The 20,357-nt window shown below is 70.8% G+C and carries 21 protein-coding genes; 14 read left to right on the forward strand and 7 right to left on the reverse strand.

The genetic code is table 11. The features are described from left to right. Nucleotides 1-32: 32 nt before the first annotated feature. Together I4J89_RS00305 and I4J89_RS00310 are read right to left on the reverse strand one after the other, a co-directional pair. Nucleotides 33-425, reverse strand: coding sequence for a thiol-disulfide oxidoreductase DCC family protein (locus I4J89_RS00305; RefSeq protein ID WP_196411735.1), 393 nt, complete (start codon nt 423-425; stop codon nt 33-35). 4 nt (nt 426-429) lie between these two features. Beyond that, on the reverse strand, nt 430-993 hold the full coding sequence (locus I4J89_RS00310; protein WP_196411736.1) for a GNAT family N-acetyltransferase: 564 nt from the start codon (nt 991-993) through the stop codon (nt 430-432). Nucleotides 994-1,035: 42 nt separating this feature from the next. Between I4J89_RS00310 and I4J89_RS00315 the strand changes: the two genes are divergently transcribed. The 5 genes from I4J89_RS00315 to I4J89_RS00335 all read left to right on the forward strand — a co-directional run bounded on the left by I4J89_RS00315 (nt 1,036) and on the right by I4J89_RS00335 (nt 7,128). Further along, complete coding sequence (locus I4J89_RS00315; RefSeq protein ID WP_196411737.1) at nt 1,036-2,253, forward strand: winged helix-turn-helix domain-containing protein; 1,218 nt, start codon at nt 1,036-1,038, stop codon at nt 2,251-2,253. A 45-nt stretch (nt 2,254-2,298) separates the two neighbouring features. Beyond that, complete coding sequence (locus I4J89_RS00320; RefSeq protein ID WP_196411738.1) at nt 2,299-2,868, forward strand: DUF2752 domain-containing protein; 570 nt, start codon at nt 2,299-2,301, stop codon at nt 2,866-2,868. A 26-nt stretch (nt 2,869-2,894) separates the two neighbouring features. Then, on the forward strand, nt 2,895-3,788 hold the full coding sequence (gene dapA / locus I4J89_RS00325; RefSeq protein ID WP_196411739.1) for a 4-hydroxy-tetrahydrodipicolinate synthase: 894 nt from the start codon (nt 2,895-2,897) through the stop codon (nt 3,786-3,788). 13 nt (nt 3,789-3,801) lie between these two features. Beyond that, nucleotides 3,802-5,490, forward strand: coding sequence for a ribonuclease J (locus I4J89_RS00330; protein WP_196411740.1), 1,689 nt, complete (start codon nt 3,802-3,804; stop codon nt 5,488-5,490). A gap of 87 nt (nt 5,491-5,577) precedes the next feature. Beyond that, a complete protein-coding gene (locus tag I4J89_RS00335; protein WP_196411741.1) occupies nt 5,578-7,128 on the forward strand; it encodes a S1 family peptidase in 1,551 nt (516 codons plus the stop codon). Between the two features lie 115 nt (nt 7,129-7,243). Here the strand turns inward: I4J89_RS00335 and I4J89_RS00340 are convergent, their stop codons facing one another. Continuing rightward, nucleotides 7,244-7,669: a type III secretion system chaperone family protein gene (locus I4J89_RS00340; protein ID WP_309238116.1), complete on the reverse strand. Its 426-nt coding sequence runs from the start codon at nt 7,667-7,669 to the stop codon at nt 7,244-7,246. A gap of 86 nt (nt 7,670-7,755) precedes the next feature. Here I4J89_RS00340 and I4J89_RS00345 point away from each other — a divergent pair, with 86 nt between their 5' ends. Further along, nucleotides 7,756-10,239 carry an FtsK/SpoIIIE family DNA translocase gene (locus tag I4J89_RS00345; RefSeq protein ID WP_196411742.1) on the forward strand — a complete coding sequence of 828 codons (2,484 nt, stop codon included), beginning with the start codon at nt 7,756-7,758 and terminating at the stop codon, nt 10,237-10,239. Here I4J89_RS00345 and I4J89_RS00350 read toward each other — a convergent pair. Both I4J89_RS00350 and I4J89_RS00355 read right to left on the reverse strand, forming a co-directional pair. Beyond that, on the reverse strand, nt 10,190-10,672 hold the full coding sequence (locus I4J89_RS00350; protein WP_196411743.1) for a DUF3291 domain-containing protein: 483 nt from the start codon (nt 10,670-10,672) through the stop codon (nt 10,190-10,192). The genes I4J89_RS00345 and I4J89_RS00350 overlap by 50 nt on opposite strands. 32 nt (nt 10,673-10,704) lie before the next feature. Next, nucleotides 10,705-11,343, reverse strand: a complete 639-nt coding sequence (locus I4J89_RS00355; RefSeq protein WP_196411744.1) for a helix-turn-helix transcriptional regulator — start codon at nt 11,341-11,343, stop codon at nt 10,705-10,707. Between the two features lie 88 nt (nt 11,344-11,431). Here I4J89_RS00355 and rimO point away from each other — a divergent pair, with 88 nt between their 5' ends. The 6 genes from rimO (at nt 11,432) to pspM (ending at nt 16,450) form a co-directional block, all read left to right on the forward strand. Further along, nucleotides 11,432-12,892, forward strand: a complete 1,461-nt coding sequence (gene rimO / locus I4J89_RS00360) for a 30S ribosomal protein S12 methylthiotransferase RimO (protein ID WP_196411745.1) — start codon at nt 11,432-11,434, stop codon at nt 12,890-12,892. Next, a complete protein-coding gene (pgsA, locus tag I4J89_RS00365; RefSeq protein WP_196411746.1) occupies nt 12,889-13,482 on the forward strand; it encodes a CDP-diacylglycerol--glycerol-3-phosphate 3-phosphatidyltransferase in 594 nt (197 codons plus the stop codon). The genes rimO and pgsA overlap by 4 nt, the downstream gene beginning before the upstream one ends. A gap of 15 nt (nt 13,483-13,497) precedes the next feature. Further along, complete coding sequence (locus I4J89_RS00370) at nt 13,498-13,983, forward strand: CinA family protein (protein WP_196412209.1); 486 nt, start codon at nt 13,498-13,500, stop codon at nt 13,981-13,983. Nucleotides 13,984-14,142: 159 nt separating this feature from the next. Further along, entirely contained in the window at nt 14,143-14,553 is a 411-nt protein-coding gene (locus I4J89_RS00375; RefSeq protein ID WP_196411747.1) for a helix-turn-helix domain-containing protein, read from the forward strand. 234 nt (nt 14,554-14,787) lie between these two features. Further along, nucleotides 14,788-15,648 carry a PspA/IM30 family protein gene (locus I4J89_RS00380; RefSeq protein ID WP_196411748.1) on the forward strand — a complete coding sequence of 287 codons (861 nt, stop codon included), beginning with the start codon at nt 14,788-14,790 and terminating at the stop codon, nt 15,646-15,648. 37 nt (nt 15,649-15,685) lie between these two features. After that, on the forward strand, nt 15,686-16,450 hold the full coding sequence (gene pspM, locus I4J89_RS00385) for a phage shock envelope stress response protein PspM (RefSeq protein ID WP_196411749.1): 765 nt from the start codon (nt 15,686-15,688) through the stop codon (nt 16,448-16,450). A 2-nt stretch (nt 16,451-16,452) separates the two neighbouring features. Here the strand turns inward: pspM and I4J89_RS00390 are convergent, their stop codons facing one another. Beyond that, nucleotides 16,453-17,250 carry a DNA-formamidopyrimidine glycosylase family protein gene (locus I4J89_RS00390; RefSeq protein ID WP_196411750.1) on the reverse strand — a complete coding sequence of 266 codons (798 nt, stop codon included), beginning with the start codon at nt 17,248-17,250 and terminating at the stop codon, nt 16,453-16,455. Nucleotides 17,251-17,346: 96 nt separating this feature from the next. Between I4J89_RS00390 and I4J89_RS00395 the strand changes: the two genes are divergently transcribed. Continuing rightward, nucleotides 17,347-18,084, forward strand: coding sequence for an N-acetyltransferase (locus tag I4J89_RS00395; protein WP_196411751.1), 738 nt, complete (start codon nt 17,347-17,349; stop codon nt 18,082-18,084). 267 nt (nt 18,085-18,351) lie between these two features. Here I4J89_RS00395 and I4J89_RS00400 read toward each other — a convergent pair whose 3' ends face one another. Beyond that, a complete protein-coding gene (locus I4J89_RS00400; protein ID WP_196411752.1) occupies nt 18,352-19,140 on the reverse strand; it encodes an SAM hydrolase/SAM-dependent halogenase family protein in 789 nt (262 codons plus the stop codon). Between the two features lie 73 nt (nt 19,141-19,213). On the opposite strand from I4J89_RS00400, the gene I4J89_RS00405 reads away from it, so the two are divergent. Continuing rightward, nucleotides 19,214-20,140 (forward strand): LLM class F420-dependent oxidoreductase, encoded by a 927-nt coding sequence (locus I4J89_RS00405; RefSeq protein ID WP_196411753.1) that lies wholly within the window; start codon nt 19,214-19,216, stop codon nt 20,138-20,140. Nucleotides 20,141-20,357 lie beyond the last annotated feature (217 nt).

Consider the following 20,357-nt stretch of genomic DNA (forward strand, 5'->3'; position numbering starts at 1 on the left):
CGGTCGGGGCGGGACGGACCTCGCGCGTACCGCTACGGGTTTACTTGGCGGTTTTGCGGCACCGCGCAGGCGGCGGTCCCGCCGGGCATGAGGTCGCGATGGTCGGCGACCCACTGATAGGCCGGCCAGGCGGCGGCGCGAATCGGCCGCAGGCCGAGAGCCGAGCCGGCGACCGACCAGATGCGGCCGGCGTCGCGCAGCAGCAGGGCGATCGCGTCCGGCCCGGCGGCGGTGGTGCCGTCCCTGCCGACCCACTGGACCGCGGCCTCGCACTGCTCGACGGTGAGGCCGAGGGCGGGCAGGTCGGCGAACTGCCACGGGATCACCGTGGCCCGGGTCGGGATGCGGCGCTCGATGAACTGGGCGCACGAGGTGCAGAAGGAGCAGTCGCCGTCGTAGACGAAGGTCGGCCGGTTGTTCGTCACGATCTCATTCTCCGTCGATCGCTACATGCATCCGCAGCTGGGGTACGAGCAGGTCGTCCACGTCCAGCGCACGCCCCGCGCCGTCCGGCTCCCAGCCGGTCGAGCCGAGGAACTTGCGCATCACGTCGTCGGCTTCGTAGACCCAGGCCACCGCGGTGCGGAAGCCGTCGTCGCGCCAGTTGTCGACGGCGGCGGCCAGCAGCCGGCTGCCGTGCCCGCGCCGGCCCCACCGGGGTTCGATCAGCAGGTCGGTGACGGCCGCGACGTCGTCGGGAAGCGGCTGCTCCTCGGGGGCGAGGGCCAGCTCGTCGGCCGGCCCGGAGGCGGCGAACCCGACCACGTGCGAGGCGTTCTCGCCCTGCTCGACGGCGATCAGGACCCGGTGCCGCGCGGACGGCGCCGCGGTGATCGCCTCGGTCCAGCCGCGGGCGAGGTAGGCCTCGTCCAGATTGGCCAGCACGTGCGCCGGGAACATCCGCCGGTAGGCGGTACGCCAGGTGGTGAGCTGAATGCGAGCGATCTCCGGAGCGTCTTCGGGACGCGCGGGACGGACGAAGCCGAGAGCCATGGCGGCAACTTTGTCATACCCCTCGCCTAATCTGCTTTCTCGATGGCTGTTCCCGAATCCCTCTCCGTTTCCCAGGCCCGCCGGATCACGCTGGCGGCCCAGGGCTTCACCGATCCCAAGCCGGGCGGTGCCACCGATCTGCGCCACCTGCGCCGCGTGCTGCGCCGTCTCCATCTCATCCAGATGGACTCGGTGAACGTGTTGCAGCGCGCTCACTTCATGCCGCTCTACAGCCGGTTGGGGCCCTACCCGGCCGGCCTGCTGGAGCGGGCCGCCTATCGCCGGCCGCGCGAGCTGTTCGAGTTCTGGGGGCACGAGGCCTCGCTGATCCGGGCCGACCTCCAGCCGCTCTTCCGCTGGCGGATGGCGCGGGCGCACGAGCTGGCCTGGGGCAACATGCGCCGGGTCGCCGTCGAGCAGCCGGAGCTGGTGGCCTGGGTGCTCGACGAGGTGCGCGAGCGGGGTCCGATCACCGCCGCCGAGGTCGAGCACGACGCCCCGCGGACCAAGGACCACTGGGGGTGGAACTGGTCGGTGGTGAAACAGGCGCTGGAGTGGCTCTTCTACACCGGTCAGGTGACCGCCGCCGAGCGGACCACCTCCTTCGCCCGGCGCTATGACGTGCCCGAGCGCGTGCTGCCGCCGGCGGTTCTGGCAGCGCCGACCCCGGAGCCGGCGGCGGCCTTCCGCGCGCTGGTGGAGCTCTCCGCCCAGGCCCTGGGCGTCGCCGCGGAGCCGGAGCTGCGCGACTACTTCCGGCTGCCGGTGCGCGAGTGCCGGGCGGCGCTCGCCGAGCTGGTCGAGGCGGGGGTGCTGCGCCCGGTCACGATCGCCGGCTGGAAGGCGCCGGCCTATCTGCATCACGAGGCCCGGCTGCCACGCCGGGTGAGCGCGGCGACGCTGGTCAGCCCGTTCGATCCGCTGATCTGGGAGCGGGCGCGCACCGAGCGGCTCTTCGACATGGCGTACCGGATCGAGATCTACGTGCCACAGCCCAAGCGGCTGTATGGGTATTACGTGCTGCCCTTCCTGCTCGGCGACCGGTTCGCCGCCCGGGTCGACCTCAAGGCCGAGCGCAAGACCGGTGTGCTCCAGGTTCCGGCCGCCTGGATCGAGCCGGGCGCCGATCCGGAGGCCACGGCCGACGCGCTCGCCGCCGAGCTGTTCCGGTTGGCCGGCTGGCTGGGGCTGGAGGCGGTGGCCGTCCCCGAGCGGGGTGACTTCGCCGGTCCGCTCGCCGCCGCGCTGAAGGCGGTCTGAACTGGCGGCATCGACGCCGGGTGGCGCCGGTGTACCGTGGCGCCCATGAGCACCGCGACCCCCTCGCCGCCCGGCACCTGGGGCCAGCTGCCGCCGTGGCTCGCCGATCAGCCGGTTCAGGGACCCGCGGTGCCACCGGAGTGGCTCGCCCAGCACGCCTATCCGCAACCCGACCGGCTGACCCGGTTCGTCACGCGGATCGGCGCCCGCTCGCCGGTCTGGCTCGCCCCGCTGGCCGTGCTTGCCTGCATGGGCGCCGCAGCGGGATACACGCTGATCAGCGATCCGGTGGAGTCGGGTGCCGCCGCCGAGCCGAGCTGCATCCTGAAATACACGACCGGGTTCGTCTGTCCCGGCTGCGGGGGCACGCGCGCCGCGTGGTATTTGCTGCACGCCAACGTGCCGGCCGCCGCGCGCCATCACCTGCTGTTCGTCTTCGCGGTGCCGTTCCTGCTCTACATGTATGTGGCCTGGGCCGGGCGGGCCGCCTTCCGGTGGAAGCTTCCGCAACTCACGATCAGTCCGGCCGTCATGATCGCATTCGTGGTGGCCTGGGGTGTCTGGAGTATCCTGCGCAACCTGCCCTGGGCGCCGTTCACCGCTTTCTACGTGTGACCGGGGCGTCCGATAGGTTGTCAGGTATGACGCACGACCCGCGGCCGTTCGGACGGCTGCTGACCGCCATGGTGACTCCGTTCACCACCGACGGTTCCCTGGACCTCGAGGGTGCGGCCCGGCTCGCCGCCCACCTCGTCGACGAGCAGCGCAACGACGCGCTCGTCATCAGCGGCACCACCGGTGAGTCCCCGACCACCACCGACGCGGAGAAGGACGCACTGCTGCGGACCGTGGTCGAGGCTGTCGGTGGCCGGGCCCGGATCGTCGCGGGTGTGGGCACCAACAACACCGCACACACCATCGAGCTGGCCCACGCCGCGGAGAAGGCGGGGGCGCACGGCCTGCTGGTCGTCACGCCGTACTACAACAAGCCACCCCAGGCCGGCGTCGAGCGGCACTTCAAGGCGGTCGCCGACGCGACCGGACTGCCGATCATGGTGTATGACATCCCGCACCGGGCCGGTACAGCGATCGCCACCGAGACCATGTGCCGGCTCGCCGAGCACGAGCGGATCGTCGCCGTCAAGGACGCCAAGGGCGACCTGATCGCCAGCTCGTGGGTCCTCGCCCGGACCGGCCTGGCCTACTACTCCGGTGACGACGCGGCCACGCTGCCGCTGCTCGCCATCGGCGGGACCGGCCTGGTGGGCACGTCGACGCACTTCACCGGTGCGCTCGCCAAGGACATGATCGAGTCGTACGAGCGGGGCGACACGACCGCCGCGCTGACCCTGCACCGCAGGGCGATGCCCCTGTTCACCGGCATCTTCCGGTCGCCGGGGACGATGCTGGTGAAGGCCGGGTTGAACGCGCTCGGTCTGCCGGCCGGGCCCGTCCGCTCGCCGCTGGTCGACGCGGGCGAAGAGGAATTGAACCAATTGCGCCAGGACGCCGCCGCGGCCGGCATCGTGCTCTGACAGGAAGAGGCGAATGAGTCAAGCTCACGTGGAGCTGGGTCCGCCACCACCGCTGCCGGAGGGCGCCCTGCGCGTCGTCCCGCTCGGCGGGCTCGGCGCCATCGGCCGCAACATGACCGTCTTCGAGTACGACGGGAAGCTACTGGTCGTCGACTGCGGGGTGCTCTTCCCCGACGTCGAGCAGCCGGGTGTCGACCTGATCCTGCCGGACTTCACACCGGTCCTGGACCGGCTGGAGGACATCCAGGCGATCGTGCTCACCCACGGTCACGAGGACCACATCGGCGCGGTGCCCTATCTGCTGGCACACAAGCCGGACATCCCGCTTGTCGGGTCGGAGTTCACGCTGGCGCTGGTCGAGGCGAAACTGGCCGAGCGGCGGCTGGATCCGTACACACTGACCGTGCGGGAGGGGCAGACCGAGCGGCTCGGCCCGTTCGAGTGCGAGTTCTTCGCGGTCAACCACTCGATCCCCGACGCGCTGGCGGTCGCCGTGCGTACGCCGGCGGGTCTGGTGCTGCACACCGGCGACTTCAAGATGGATCAGGTGCCGCTGGACGGGCGGATCACCGACCTCGCGGGCTTCGCCCGGCTCGGCTCCGAGGGCGTCGATCTGCTGCTCTCCGACTCCACGAACGCCGAGGTGCCCGGTTTCGTCACGCCGGAGCGGGACATCGGCCCGGTGCTCAGCTCGATCTTCAGCAAGGCGCGCGGCCGGATCATCGTGGCCAGCTTCGCCTCACACGTGCACCGGGTGCAGCAGGTGATGGACGCCGCCTGGGAGTACGACCGGAAGGTCGCCCTGATCGGCCGCTCCATGGTCAGGAACATGGGCATCGCCCGTGACCTGGGATTGCTGCGCATCCCGGACGGCCTGCTGGTCGGTCTCGACGAGGCCACCCACCTGCCGCCGGACGAGATCGTCTTCATGTCCACCGGTTCGCAGGGCGAGCCGATGAGCGCCCTGGGCCGGATGTCCACCGGCGACCACCGGCACATCACCATCGAGTCCGGTGACACCGTGGTGCTGGCCAGTTCGCTGGTCCCGGGCAACGAGACCTCGGTCTACCGGGTGATCAACCAGCTCTCCCGGGCCGGTGCCACGGTGATCCACAAGGAGACCGCCAAGGTGCACGTCTCCGGTCACGCGCCCGCCGGCGAGCTGCTCTACCTGCTCAACGTGACCCGGCCGAGCAACCTGATGCCGGTGCACGGCGAGTGGCGGCACCTGCGCGCTCACGCCCAGCTGGGCATCGAGTCCGGGGTGGCCCCGGACCGGGTGGTGCTCTGCGAGGACGGCGACGTGGTGGACCTGGTCGAGGGTCACGCCCGCGTGGTCGGCCGGGTGAAGAGCCGGTACGTCTACGTGGACGGTCTCGCGGTCGGCGACGTCAGCGAGTCGCTGCTCACCGAGCGCCGGATCCTCGGCGACGGCGGGTTCATCGCCGCCACCGTGGTGATCGACTCGGTCACCGGCAAGGTGGTCGGCGAACCGGTCATCTCGGCGAAGGGCTTCTCCGAGGACCCGGAGGCGTTCAGCCCGGTCGTCCCGCTGCTGACCGCGGCGCTGCACCGGTCCGCCGAGGACGGCATCACCGACACGCACCAGTTGCAGCAGGTGGTGCGCCGTACGGTGGGCCGCTGGGTGAACGACGCGTACCGCCGCCGGCCGATGATCGTCCCCACGGTTGTAGAAGTTTGAGGCCTTTTTCAACCATCTGAGAGTCAGCTGCGTACTCCCTGGCACGGTGCCGCCCCCACGGCACCCGTGGCGGAGGGAGTTCTCCAGATGCAGCGCAGACCGATCGCCGTGGCGGCGGCGGTGTTGGCGGCGACCGGAGCGGCGGTGGCCTTCACCCTGCCGTCGCTCGCCGGGACCGAGTCCGACGGCTCGTCGTCGACCGTGGCCGCGGGTAAGGGCGGGGACATCGCCCCGCAGTTGCTCTCGGCGATGAAACGCGACCTGGGCCTCGACGGCGACCAGGCGCGGGCCCGGCTCGCGAAGGCGGAATGGGCCGGCGGGGTCTCGGCGACGCTCGCCGCGCAGACCGGCGAGGATTTCGGCGGCGCGTGGCTGGACGGCACCACGCTCAAGGTCGCGGTCACCGACCCGGGCGCGGCTGACGAGGTCAAGGCCGCCGGTGCGGTGCCGGTGCTGGTCAAGCGCAGTGAGGCGCAGCTCGACGCGGCGAAGACGAAGCTGGACGAGGCGAACTCCAGTCCGGACGACGTGACCGGCTGGTACGTGGACCCCGCCACCAACAAGGTGGTCGTGGTCGCGCAGCCGGGCGCCAAGTCGGACGCGCTGCGGTGGGCCCAGAACAACGGGCTCTCCGGCAACGCGGTGACCGTGAAGATCAGCGACGCGCAGCCGAAGCCGCTCTTCGACGTGCGTGGCGCGGACCCGTACTTCATCAACGTGGGCGGCGGGCAGGCCCGCTGTTCGATCGGCTTCTCGGTGGAGGGCGGCTTCGTCACCGCCGGGCACTGTGGTGCCGAGGGCGCGCAGACCACCGGCTTCAACAACGAGGCGCAGGGCACCGTGGAGTTCTCGGTGTTCCCCGGCGAGGCCGACATGGGCTTCGTCGCGGTGAACGGGGACTGGACCCCGCGCGCGGTGGTCAACGACTTCCGCGGCAACGAGCTTCCGGTGGCGGGTAACACCGAGGCACCGGTCGGTGCCGCGGTCTGCCGGTCCGGCTCCTCCACGGGCACGTTCTGCGGCACGATCCTGGCCAAGAACCAGACCGTCCGGTACCCGGAGGGCGCGGTCACCGGGCTCACGCGTACCGATGTCTGTGCTGAGGGCGGTGACTCCGGCGGGCCGTGGCTCTCCGGCGACCAGGCCCAGGGCATGACGTCCGGCGGTTCGGGTGACTGCACGGTCGGCGGCGAGACGTTCTTCCAGCCGCTCAACGAGGTCCTGGCCGCGCAGGACCTGACGCTGGTGACCAACGGCGAGGCTCCGGCTCCGCCGGCCGCGACCGAGCCGCCGGCCGAGAACGAGCCGCCGGCGGGGGAGACCTCGGCGTGCGCCGGCCTTCCGGTGCAGCGTGAGGGCTCGCTCGCGCGGGCCGGTGCGGCGCAGTCCCAGCCGAACGGTGGCGCGTACCGCGCCCGGGCCGGCACGCACACCGCCTGCCTGGACGCACCGGAGGGGGCGGACTTCGATCTGGCACTCCAGCGGCTCAACAGCAGGGGCCAGTTCCGTACGGTCGCCCAGGCCACCGGTGACGGCGACAAGACGCTGAGCTTCACCGGCCGGACCGGCACCTACCGCTACGTCGTGGTGGCCTCCGCCGGCACCGGGGCCTACTCGCTGGGCTTCAACGTCTCCTAGCGGCCGTCGGCGCGGCCGGGTGTGGAAGCCACCCGGCCGCGCCGCATGCCGGGCCCGGAACCTCCGCCCGGCCAGGTGCTGAGGCCCGGTTACGCGATCGGGGCTCTCGTGTACGTCACGAGGGCCCCGATCCGCCGCTCTTCAGCTCGCCCAGCGCCTCACCCATCCGGCAGCCGGTCGCGATCCCGCACAGCAGCACCTGGTCGAGCTGTTCCGGCGTCACGCCGTGCTCCCAGTCGGTGGTGACCTCGCCCACCACGACCGCGTTGCCCTCGTCGGTCACGTGCACGTACGCCTTCGGCCACAGCTGATCGCGGTTCCAGGTGTTGCAGAACTCGTAGAGCTTGGGCACGTCCTCCACCGAGAAGACGTGCTGCATCATCGCGCGAATCTGGAGGATCTCCCTCCGCTCGCCGAGCCGGAAGAAGTAGATGAGGTTGCCCTGGAAGTTGCCGGCGACGTCGTCGTCGGCATCGACGAAGTACGCGAAGCCCCGGGCATCCAGAGCAGCCTTGATCATGTCGTTGTCGAGAGGTTGCACCTGGTGATGGTATTCGCCCGGAAAGCGAGAAGCTGTCACGGTGCGCCTTCTCGGCGGATTGGGCTCGTCCGGCTACGGTGACATCCATGGCGGGCCGCACTCCTCCGGCGAGCCGGGGCCGCGCCGCGTCCACGTCGCGCGGCGCCGCGGTCAACCGTGCCCGCCAACCGGCGCGGAAACCGGCCGCGCGCAAGCCCGCGGCGCGCCGCGCACCGGTCCGGCGCAAGAGCAACGCGGGAGCGACGGTCGGTCGTGGCCTCGGCGCGCTCTGGATGGGGCTGGCGCACAGCGTCGGCTGGGTCGCCCGCGGTGCCGGCCGGCAGGCCGCGAGCGCACGCAACATCGGACCCGAGCACCGGCGTGACGGCGCCGGGCTGCTGGTGCTGGGATTCGGCATCCTGATCGCGGTCGCGCTCTGGGCCCGGGGTGCCGGGCCGGTCGGTCTCTGGCTGGCCGACGCGATCCGTCTCTTCCTCGGCAGTCTGGCCGTCTTCCTGCCGCTGCTGCTCTTCTACGGCGCGGTCCGGCTGATGCGGGAGCCGGTCGATCCGGACCACCAGGGGCGGCACCTGGTCGGCTGGTCGGCGATCATCGTGGCCACCGCCGCCCTGCTGCACATCTCCGGGCGGCCGGCCGACGATCTCGCGTTGGACCAGGCCGGCGGCCTGCTCGGTTACGGCATCGGCGGGATGCTGGAGCGGGCGGTCACCGCGTGGGTGGCCGTACCGTTGCTGGTCCTGCTCTTCGTCTTCGGCCTGCTGGTGATCACCGCGACCCCGATCGCCAAGATCCCGGAGCGGCTCCTGCTCCTGCTCGATCTGGTGAGCGGCCGGTCCCGGGCCACCCGCCCGCCGGTCGAGGTTCTCCCGGAGGAGGGCGAGGAGGCGCCGGCGAAGCCGCGCCGCCCGGCCCGCCGCCGGCAGGGCGCACTCGCGGAGCCGGAGCCCGGTGCGGCCGAGCCGCCCGACGACTTCGACGAAGAGCTGATCCTGCACGACACCATCGCGCTGCCGAAGGTGCCGGTGAGCCGGAAGAAGCCGGTGCCGCCCGAGCACTCGCCGCTGCCCACCCGGGCCGAGCAGCTGGAGATCTCGGCGGTCAAGGGCGACTACCGGCTGCCGCCGCCGAACCTGCTGAGCACCGGTGCTCCGGCGAAGGCGCGCAGCCGGGCCAACGACGACATCATGGCGGCGCTCAGCGGCGTCTTCGACCAGTTCAACGTGGATGCCGTGGTCACCGGGTTCACCCGCGGCCCGACCGTCACCCGCTACGAGGTCGAGATCGGCCCGGGCACCAAGGTGGAGCGGATCACCCAGCTGTCCCGCAACATCGCGTACGCGGTGAAGTCCCCGGACGTGCGGATCCTCAGCCCGATCCCGGGCAAGAGCGCGGTCGGCGTGGAGATCCCGAACACCGACCCGGAGAACGTGGCGCTCGGTGACGTGCTGCGGTCCCGCGCGGCGACCGCCGACCACCACCCGATGGTGGTCGCGCTCGGCAAGGACATCGAGGGCGGCTTCGTCGTCGCCAACCTGGCGAAGATGCCGCACATCCTGATCGCCGGCGCGACCGGTGCCGGCAAGTCGAGCTGCCTCAACTCGCTGCTGGTCAGCCTGCTCACCCGGGCCACGCCGGACGAGGTCCGGCTGCTGCTGGTCGACCCGAAGCGGGTGGAGATGACCGGGTACGAGGGGATCCCGCACCTCGTCACGCCGATCGTCACCAACCCGAAGAAGGCCGCGGACGCCCTGGAGTGGGTGGTCCGCGAGATGGACATGCGCTACGACGACCTCGCCGCCAACGGGGTGCGCCACGTCGACGACTTCAACCGCAAGGTTCGCAGCGGCGAGATCAAGGCGCCGCCGGGCAGCGAGCGGGAGATGAAGCCGTACCCGTACCTGTTGGTGATCGTCGACGAGCTGGCCGACCTGATGATGGTCGCCCCGCGCGACGTGGAGGACTCGGTCGTCCGGATCACCCAGCTGGCCCGGGCCGCCGGCATCCACCTGGTGCTGGCCACCCAGCGCCCGTCGGTCGACGTGGTCACCGGCCTCATCAAGGCGAACGTGCCGTCCCGCCTGGCCTTCGCCACCAGCTCGCTGGCCGACTCCCGGGTCATCCTCGACCAGCCGGGCGCGGAGAAGCTGCTCGGCCGCGGTGACGGGCTCTTCCTGCCGATGGGCGCCTCGAAGCCGGTCCGCATCCAGGGCGCCTGGGTGGACGAGAAAGAGATCGCCGCGGTCGTCAAGTTCTGCAAGGACCAGCGCGAGCCGGAGTTCCGCGAGGGCGTCACCGAGGCGCCGCCGAGCAAGAAGAAGGACATCGACGAGGACATCGGCGATGATCTCCAGCTGCTGATTCAGGCCATCGAGCTGGTGGTGACCAGCCAGTTCGGCTCCACCTCGATGTTGCAGCGCAAGCTGCGGGTGGGTTTCGCCAAGGCGGGCCGGCTGATGGACCTGATGGAGACCCGCGGCATCGTCGGCCCGTCCGAGGGCTCCAAGGCCCGGGACGTGCTGGTCAAGCCGGACGAGCTGGAAGAAGCGCTGGCCGCTCTGCGGGTGGACTGAAGACCTGCCGGAAGGTGAACGCCTCCGCCGTCGGCCCGTCGGCGGCGAGGCGCTCCAGGCGGGACCGCCCCTCGGTGAAGGTGGGCCGGTGTCCGGCCGGGACCCACCACAGCACCAGCGACGTACGGCTGTCGTGCGGCTCGAACCACTCCCGGCGCCGGCGCAGGTAATCGAGGTGTTCGCTCTGGAACGCATAGGCCCGCAGGTGCTCGACCGACTCCCAGACCGACAGGGTGTAGATCGACAGCGGGTCGGCCGGGGCGGCGATGGTGCCGTCGCCGCCGTCACCGACCATCCGCCAGACGAAGCCGGGTGAGCGGTCGGCCAGCGCGTTCATCACGGCCAGGCCCTCGACGAACTCGGCGATCGAGGGGTCGTCCAGCGGGGCGCGGAGGCGGGCGAAGTTGATCTGTGCGAGGTGGAAACCGGTCATGTCGCTCAGCTCACCAGCCGGCCACTCTAAAGTCAATCACCTTTGTTTTTAGTGAGGCTGACGCAGCAGCGGCCCGGCGCCGGGTCCATCCGGGCGGTCCATCCGGAGTCCTCGGTCAGGCCTTCGATCAGCGCCAGGTTCATCCCGCAGACCAGTGCCGGGAATTGCTCGGCGAGCTGGTGGAACGGGCAGTTCCGCAGCTCGATCCGGTCGGAGCCGGCCGGCGAGTAACCCCGCTCGGCGAGCAGCCCGGCCGGATCCCGGCCGTCCGCGGGATGCTCCCGGCCCTGTTCGCGGGCCACCTCGAAGAGGGCCCGATCGGCGCCGATGCGCTCGACGGTCTCGGCCAGAAGCTCGGCGGCGGTGCGGTAGGCGCGCGGCGGCACGCTGACCGCGTGCTCCGCCGCGGAGATCCGGTACAGCTTGGCGGGACGGCCCGCGCCCGGACCGGTCCGGCCGGAGCGGCGGGCGTACGAGACCTCGAGCAGTCCCACGTCCACCAGCTTGTCGAGGTGGAACGCGGCGAGCGTCCGGCCGACGCCGAGCACCTCGGCCACCTCGTCCCGCCCGACCGGACCGGCCGTCGCCTCCGCCACGACCCGGTACGCGGCACGCCGCACCCCATCGGTGAGTGCGGACACCCGCGCGAGATCGTCCAGATCCTCAGTCACCCGGCAATCGTATTACCAACGCGACTTGGTGCTAGAGTCCGGCTGTCCGGAGGACGGCCGTTCCGCGGCTGCCCGGTAACCTGGGCGGGTGTCTGTAACGCCACCCAACCGCCGTGTCGCACTCCTCACTCTGGGCTGCGCCCGTAACGAGGTCGACTCGGAAGAGCTCGCCGCCCGTCTCGATGCCGGTGGCTGGGAGGTGGGCACCGACGCCGAGAGCGCCGACGTCGTACTCGTCAACACCTGCGGCTTCGTCGAGAAAGCCAAGCAGGACTCGATCGACACCCTGCTCGCCGCCGCCGACACCGGGGCGAAGGTCGTCGCCGCCGGCTGCATGGCCGAGCGGTACGGCAAGGAGCTCGCCGAGAGCCTCCCCGAGGCGAACGCGGTGCTCGGCTTCGACGACTACACCGACATCGCCACCCGGCTCGACAAGGTGCTGGCCGGCGAGTCGCTCGACGCGCACACCCCGCGGGACCGGCGCGAGCTGCTGCCGATCACCCCGGTGCAGCGGCACACCGCCAAGGTGGTGGTGCCCGGCCACGCGACCGTCGACGAGCACACCCCCGCCCACCTGCGCAAGGTGCTGCGGCGCCGGCTGGACAACGGCCCGGTGGCGTCCCTGAAACTGGCCAGCGGCTGCGACCGGCGCTGTGCCTTCTGCGCGATCCCGGCGTTCCGTGGCTCGTTCGTCTCCCGCGACCCGCAGGAGTTGCTCGCCGAGGCCGAGTGGCTGGCCAAGTCCGGCGTGCGCGAGCTGGTCCTGGTCAGCGAGAACAGCACGTCCTACGGCAAGGACCTGGGCGACCCCCGCCTGCTGGAGAAACTGCTACCGCAGCTCGCCGGGATCGACGGCATCGTCCGGGTCCGGGCCAGCTATCTCCAGCCCGCCGAGACCCGGCCCGGCCTGGTCGAGGCGATCGCCACCACGCCCGGCGTGGCGGCCTATTACGACCTGTCGTTCCAGCACTCCAGCGAGCCGGTGCTGCGCCGGATGCGCCGGTTCGGCTCGACCGAGCGCTTCCTCGAGCTGCTCGACTCGGCCCGCAAGCTGGCGCCCTGGGCCGGCGCCCGGAGCAACTTCATCGTCGGCTTCCCCGGCGAGACCAAGCAGGACGTGGACGAGCTGGTGCGCTTCCTGACCGAGGCCCGGCTCGACGCCATCGGCGTCTTCGACTACAGCGACGAGGACGGCACCGAGGCGGCCGGCCTGACCGGCAAGGTCAGCGAGGGCGCCATCAAGCGGCGGTACGACCGGGTGGTCGCGCTCGCCGAGGAGCTGTGCGCCCAGCGCGCCGAGGACCGGATCGGCAACACCGTCGAGGTGCTGATCGACACGGTCGACGGCGACGAGGTCGAGGGCCGCGCCGAGCACCAGGCGCCGGAGGTGGACGGCTCCACCACGCTTGTCGCCGGAGACCAGGGTGCCGACCTGACCGTCCTGCGCCCCGGCGACCTGGTGCGTGCGACCGTCATCGGCACCGAGGGCGTCGACCTGATCGCTGTGCCGGTGGAGATGATCTCGGCCGCCCCGGTGCCCGCGGCATGACCAACGAGCCGGCTCCGGTGCCCGCGCCCCGCGTGGTGTCGCTGTACAACGCGGCGAACGCGTTGACGGTGATCCGGATCGTGCTCGTCCCGGTGTTCCTGGCGTTCGTGGTCGTCTCCGAGATGACCGATCCGGACTGGCGGATCGCGGCCTGCCTGGCGTTCTGCGTGGCGTCGGCGACCGACTTCGTGGACGGCTGGATCGCCCGCCGGTGGCAGCTCGTCACGTCGTTCGGCAAGGTGGCCGACCCGATCGCGGACAAGGCGCTCACCGGCACGGCTCTGGTGCTGCTCTCGGCGTACGGTCAGCTGCCCTGGTGGGTGACCATCACCATCCTGGTCCGGGAGTGGGGGGTGACCGCCCTGCGGTTCTGGGTGATCCGATACGGCATCATCCCGGCCTCACGGGGTGGCAAGCTCAAAACGGGTCTGCAGACCGCCGCGATCGCTTGGTATTTATGGCCGGTACCCGAATCAGCCGAGATTGTTGGGGTATGTCTCATGGGCGCCGCGCTGGTCGTCACGGTGGTCACCGGAGTCGACTACGTGATTCAGGCCCTGCGTCTGCGGAGGGCCGCGCGCAAGAGCTAGGAGGCCTGGGTGGAGATGTCGGTGGCCGCTGCGGCGGCGGTGCATGTGCTCGTCGAGAGGCACGAGACGCTGGCGACGGCGGAGTCGCTGACCGGCGGTCTGGTCGCCGCGACCATCGTGGAGATTCCCGGCGTGAGCGCGGTCTTCCGGGGCGGGTTGGTGGTCTATGCCACCGAGCTCAAGGGGACGCTCGCCGGCGTACCGGAGAAGTTGCTCGACGAGCGCGGCCCGGTCGACGCGGACGTGGCCGCCGCCCTCGCGGCCGGCGTCCGGGAGCGCTGCGGCGCGGACTGGGGAGTGGCCACCACCGGCGTCGCGGGTCCGGAACCCCAGGACGGCAAACCGGTCGGTCTGGTCTATGTGGCGGTGGCCGGTCCGTCCGGGACCGAGGTACGCGAGTTGCGTCTCACCGGCAATCGGGAGGCCATTCGCACCGAAAGTGTGACGGCCGTCCTGCAATTGCTCACCGACGCCCTCCGCACTTCACCCGCTCCGGTCTGAGCTGGGAATTCATCCGGTCCCGGCATCGTTGTCCGATACCGCCGACGGCCGGTGGGCCCGGGAATTCGGCGGGGCGGGATGTCGGCATGGCTCACGCCAGGTACGGTTGCGGGAAGCCTCCGGCGTATGCCGGCGGCCCTGCCCGCAGGAGGAGGTGCCATGGTCCTGCTACGCCGCGTTATCGGCGACGCACTTCGGGCGCGCCGGCAGGGACAGCACCGCACGCTGCGCGAGGTGTCGACCGCCGCGAACGTCAGCTTGGGGTATCTGTCCGAGATCGAGCGCGGACAGAAAGAGGCTTCCAGCGAGCTGCTCGCAGCCATCTGCGACGCGCTCGGCGCCCGCCTCTCCGAGTTGCTCAGCGAGGTCAGCAACACGCTGGCGCTGGCGGAGAACATGGAGGGCGTGCTGGTCCCCGTCGACGAGGAGTCCGGGAAGACGGCCGAGCCGGCCCGCGCCATGGCGACGGACGGCAACATGTCCGTCTCGGTGCGCCAGGACTCGCCGTTGAAGGCCACGTTGCACGCGACCCGCAAAAAGCAGCAGCGGGACATCGTCTACGCCGCTTGATCATGAAATGTGTGAGCCGGGCCGTTCCCTTCGGGGGACGGCCCGGCCTGCTTACACGCGTGTCGCAGACCGGCTCAGGGGAGCGTAGCCTCGAAGCCAGGGGAGACCCTGAGATCCCCCGTAGGTCACGTGACGCCGCTGGCGTCGGGCTGACACGATGGGTTTTCCGCGTCGCCGTCAAGTAACTCGAAACGGTGACGCGTCCGACGGAGCGACTTGAGGGGATACCGCGAGATGGCGAATCCGTTCGTCAAGGGCTGGCATTACATGATGGCGCTCTTCGGCGCGAAAATCGACGAGTACGCCGACCCGAAGGTCCAGATCCAGCAGGCCATCGAGGACGCCCAGCGGCAGCATCAGGCGCTCGTGCAGCAAGCCGCCGCCGTGATCGGCAACCAGCGGCAGCTCGAGATGAAGCTGTCCCGGCAGATGTCCGAGGTCGAGAAGCTGCAGGGGATGGCCCGCCAGGCGCTGGTTCTGGCCGACCGGGCACGTGCCGCCGGTGACGAGGCCGAGGCGCAGAAATACGAGTCGACCGCGCAGACCCTGGCCACCCAGCTGGTGGCCGGCGAGCAGTCGATGGAGGATCTGAAGACCCTGCACGACCAGGCGCTCTCCGCCGCCGGGCAGGCGCGCAAGGCCGTCGAGAACAACGCGATGGTGCTTCAGCAGCGCATCGCCGAGCGGTCGCGTCTGCTCAGCCAGCTGGAGCAGGCCAAGATGCAGGAGACCGTGGCGAAGTCGCTGGAGTCCATGTCGCAGCTGGCGGCGCCGGGTAACACCCCGTCGCTGGACCAGGTGCGGGACAAGATCGAGCAGCGCTACGCGAACGCGATGGGTCGCGCCGAGCTGGCCTCCAACTCGGTCGAGGGCCGCATGCTCGAGGTGCAGAAGTCCAGTCTGGACATGGCCGGTTCGTCGCGCCTGGAGCAGATCCGGGCCAGCATGGCCGGCGAGAAGCTGGGCGGCACCGCGGCACAGCCGGCGGTCGAGCAGCCCAGCACGCCGGCCGCCGACCCGGCCAGCGTGGCCCGCCTCGACGAGATCCGGGCCAGCATGAACCAGAAGCGCGGCGACACCACCGCCGCGGGCTGACCGGCCGACCAGACAGCGACGACGGGGAGGAGCGACGGTGGACGAGCGGACCAGGTACTTCCGACGGCTCAAGCGGCTGCGCGGTTCGGCGCGCCGGTGGAGTGTGCTCGGCGGTGGCCTGACCGCGGCCGCTGCCGTCCTCACCCCGTACGCGGGGATCGGCATCGCGGACGCGGCGTGGGCGGCCGGTGCCGGCGCCTCGGCCGTGCTGGCCTGGTGGCGCTGGAGCGATCACCGGCAGCTCGCCGCGACCCCGGCGCCGCCGCCGGCGATCACCACGCCCGGCCTGGCCGGTGCGCTGGAGAGGTTCCCGGCCGGCCGGACGGTCATCCACGAGGTGCGGCGCCAGCGCACCCGGTTCGCGCTTCGCGGCTCGGCGATCGCCGACTCCTGGGATCGGCTGGACCGGGCCTCGCAGACCATGTCCGGGCTCGCCGGCCGGCTGACCGGTGCGGGCGAGACCGCGGCTCTGGAGGCGGCGACCGCCGAGACCTGGCTGCGTGATCTCGGCCAGCGGGCGGCGAGCGTGGAGCGCGCCATCCCGCTGGGCCAGCCCGGCCAGCGAGACGCGCTGGTCCAGTCGCACGCTGCCCTGGCCGAGCAGTTCGACGAGGGCGTCACCGCCTTCGAGAGCCTGGTCGCGGCGGCGGCCAGTTACGTCGCGGAGGACGGCCACCCGGTGGCCGACACCCGCCACCCGGCGTACTTCAGCTTGATCGAGGCGACCGACCGGCTCCGCGGCATCGCCGAGGGCCTGGCTGAGCTGCGTGACAGCACCACCCGCTTCCGCGCCGCCGGCTGACGTCAGCGCCCGGCCGGCTCGGGCTGGCACCGCGGACACCAGTAGGTGATCCGCTCGCCCTGGTCCGCCTTGCGGATCGCCGTGCCGCAGCGGCGGCACGGCTGGGCGCGGCGTCCGTACACATAACTGGTCTCGCCGCGCCGCAGTGACCCGGTGGTGGTCTGCGTCCACCGGCCCCGGTTGGAGGCGACCAGCTTCTGCGCGAGTTCCACAATGGCCGTCAGGTCGGGCACGTCGGCGACCGGCGTCCACGGCCACAGGCCGCGCAGGAACAGCGTCTCGGCCTTGTAGAGGTTGCCGACCCCGGCCAGGTTCCGCTGGTCCAGCAGCGCCTCCGCGATGCTCGCCGACGGTTGGGCGGCGATCCGGCGGACCGCCTCCGCCGGATCCCAGTCCGCGCCCAGCAGATCCGGGCCGAGATGGCCGACCAGCCGCTCCTCCTCCGCGGTCGGGACCAGCGTGACCTCGTGCAGGTGGTAGCCGACCGCCACCGAGCGCCCGGTGCGCAGCACCACCCGGATCAGGTGGGCCGGGCGGGCGGTCCAGCGTTCGCCGGGGGCGTAGGCCCGCCAGGCCCCCTCCATCCGCAGGTGCGAGTGAAGGGTGTGCGACGGCCGTCCGTCCCGGGTGAGGCGGAGCAGCAGGTGCTTACCGCGGCTCGCCGACTCGGCCACCGTCCAGCCGGCCAGGTCGGTGGTGGCCAGCCGCGGAACCCGGAAGTCGGAGCCGGTCAGCACCTCGCCGGTGAGTGCCTTCTCCAGCACGCGGGCGGTGTTCCAGACGGTATCCCCTTCCGGCATGCCACCATCCTGCCCCTAATCGCCGAGTCCGGCAGGTGTGCCGGCTCTTCGGAAAAGCGCGTGACCCGCGTGCCGGTCGGCTGACATCCTGCGCGCATGGAACTGGACATCGCTCCGGTCGGTGACCGGTGGAAGCTCTTCGACGAACTCGAGGGCCTCTGGCCGGAATTCATGACCAAGGACCCCACCTCATCCCTCTACTACCGCCACTACCAAAAGCTCTGGCCCGAGTTCGTGCTGCTGGCGGTGGACCGGGCGAGCGGACAGGCGGTGGCCAAGGCGCACTCGGTGCCGATCTCCTTCGACGGCGACATCGCCGACGGCCTGCCCGAGACCGGTTGGGAGTGGGCCATCCGGACCGCCATTCACGACCGGTTCGCCGGGGTCTCACCGACCATCGTGTCGGCTCTGGAGATCTCGATCCGCCCCGATCTGCGCGGCGGCGGCATCTCCGGCAAGATGCTTGCCGCGATGCGCGACAACACGGCCCGGCTGGGCTTCACCGATCTGGTCGCGCCGGTCCGGCCGAGTGCCAAGACAGCTCAGATCACCAAACCCATCGATGCGTACGCCTACGAGACGCGCGATGACGGCTTGCCGGTGGATCCGTGGCTCCGAGTGCATGTGCGGGCCGGCGGGCGGATCGTCAACGTGGCGCACCAGAGCATGGCGTTCGGCGGCACGTTGGAGCAGTGGCGTTCCTGGACCGGTTTGCCTTTCGACGAGACCGGGCCGGTGGAAGTGCCGGGGGCGCTGTCTCCGGTGTTGTGCGATGTGGCGCAGAACAATGCGGTTTATGTCGAGCCGAACGTCTGGATCCATCACCGGATCTGATTTATTTGTTAAGTCGGTCGAGCGTGCCTTCGCATTTGTCGGGTGATCCCTCGATTCTCATGCCCCCCGAAGGACTTCGTCATCCTGGACTTTTCATCGCCGTCTGGATATGGCAGTTAGAAGAGCGGGTGCCCAGGCGGATGCGGTTTCGGTTGGGCTTGCGCAAAGCGGAATAGGTCATCTGATGTGCGCCGGCCGGAGCCGCAAATGCGTTAGCGTGGCGCGTTTCGGGCCACGTCGCCGGAGCGAACCGAGTCGTGTCCCGGGTTAGCGTGCCGCGATTCGGACCACGTCGCCGGGGCGGACCGAAAGGACGACGACAGCGCGGCCGTTGTTCACCGCGATCGCCACTCGATCGGCGGAATCCGCGAAAACCAGAAGCTCACCCGCATTGACGTCAGCAAATGTAGCTCCGCGTCGGGCCCGGACGTTGCCGTTGACCAGAAGCTCCGGGCCGAGGCCGGTCAGCATCGAACCCTCCGCGGCCAGTTGGACATTTCCGAACCGGTCCACGGTGAGCACCTCGGCCTCGATCCAGCCGTCGCCGACGGTCACCGCCGGGTCGGGAAGGCGTACCAAAGTGGTTGAATCGACCGGTGGCCCCGCCTCCGCGGCTGCCGCGCCGGCGGCGAGCCAGGCCGCGGCCGGAGCGAACACGTCGCGCCCGTGGAAGGTGCGGGACACGTCGCCGAGCAGCCAATCCTTGTTGCTCAGCTGGTAGGCGGACTCGACGCCCCCCAGCGCCTCCGCGGCCCAGATCAGCAGGCCGTTGTCGGGGCCGACCAGAAGGCCGTTAGGGGTAGTCAGCACCACGCCGCGCCGGGCCGTGCCCACGCCCGGATCCACCACCGCGAGATGCACCGACGTCGGCAGGTGCGGGGCGGTCTGCGCCAGCACGGCGGCACCCCGCGAGACGTCGGCCGGCGGCACATGATGAGTGACGTCGATCACTCGAACCTCGGGCGCGACACGTGCGATCGACCCGTGGCAGGCGGCGACGAAACCGTCGAACGTACCGTAATCGGTGGTGAAACTGATCCATCCATAACCGGCCATGGTGGCCAACGTTACTGCCTGTTGTTGACGGATGTGGGACGGGCACGCCGCGGCGGCATGGCAGGGTTGATCCATGCGTCTCGTGATCTTCACTGAACCTCAGCAGGGCGCCGGCCACGACGATCTGCTGCGGCTGGCCAAGGCCGCCGAGGACGGCGGATACGACGGGTTCTTCCGCTCCGACCACTACCTCAAAATGGGCGACGTGTCCGGTCAGCCCGGACCGAGCGACGCCTGGATCACACTGGCGGCGCTGGCCGTCCAGACGTCCCGGATCCGGCTCGGCACGCTGGTCAGCTCGGCCACGTTCCGCCTGCCAGGTCCGCTGGCCATCGCGGTGGCCCAGGTCGACGCGATGAGCGGCGGCCGCATCGAGTTCGGCCTCGGCGGCGGCTGGTTCGAGACGGAGCACACGGCGTACGGCATCCCGTTCCCCGCCCTAGGCGAACGCTTCGACCGCCTCGAGGAACAACTCGAGATCATCACCGGCCTGTGGGCGACCCCCGCCGGCTCCACCTACGACTTCACCGGCAAGCACTACCAGCTCACCGACTCCCCGGCGCTGCCGAAGCCGGTGCAGTCCCCGCTGCCGGTCATCATCGGCGGCCACGGCAAGAAGCGCACACCCGCCCTGGCCGCCCGCTACGCCGCCGAGTTCAACGTCCCCTTCTCCAAGATCGAAGACATCCCCGCCCAGTTCGACCGGGTCCGCGCCGCCTCCACCGCGATCGGCCGCACCGAGCCTCCCGCCTTCTCCGCCGCGGCGGTGCTCTGCGTAGGCCGCGACGACGCCGAAATCCGGCGCCGCGCCGCGGCCATCGGCCGCGAACCCGAGGAGATGCGAGCCAGCGGCGGCATCGTCGGCACGCCGGCCGAGGCCGTCGAAACCATCACCCGGTACGCCGAGGCCGGCGCGTCCCGCCTCTTCCTCCAGGTGCTGGATCTGAGCGATCTCGATCATGTCGAATTGGTTGCTTCTGAGGTCGCGTCGCAGCTCTGAGCTCCATCCGGGCCCAGGGTGGCAAGGTTTGTTCCTGACGGTGACCGCCACATGGCGGTCACCGTCTGCCTTTCGCCGCATCCGGCACGTGGTTGCGGCGCGCTGCCCTCCGAGTACGGTTTCCACGTTCCGCACGGCGTTGCGTGCTCGCGCTGGACCGCGTCCGTGCTCGCGCCGTGTTCTGTGCTTGTGCCGCGTTTCGTGCTTGTGCCGCGTT

The sequence above is a fragment of the Actinoplanes aureus genome (assembly GCF_015704865.1).
In the GTDB taxonomy this organism is placed as follows: Bacteria; Actinomycetota; Actinomycetes; order Mycobacteriales; family Micromonosporaceae; genus Actinoplanes; species Actinoplanes aureus.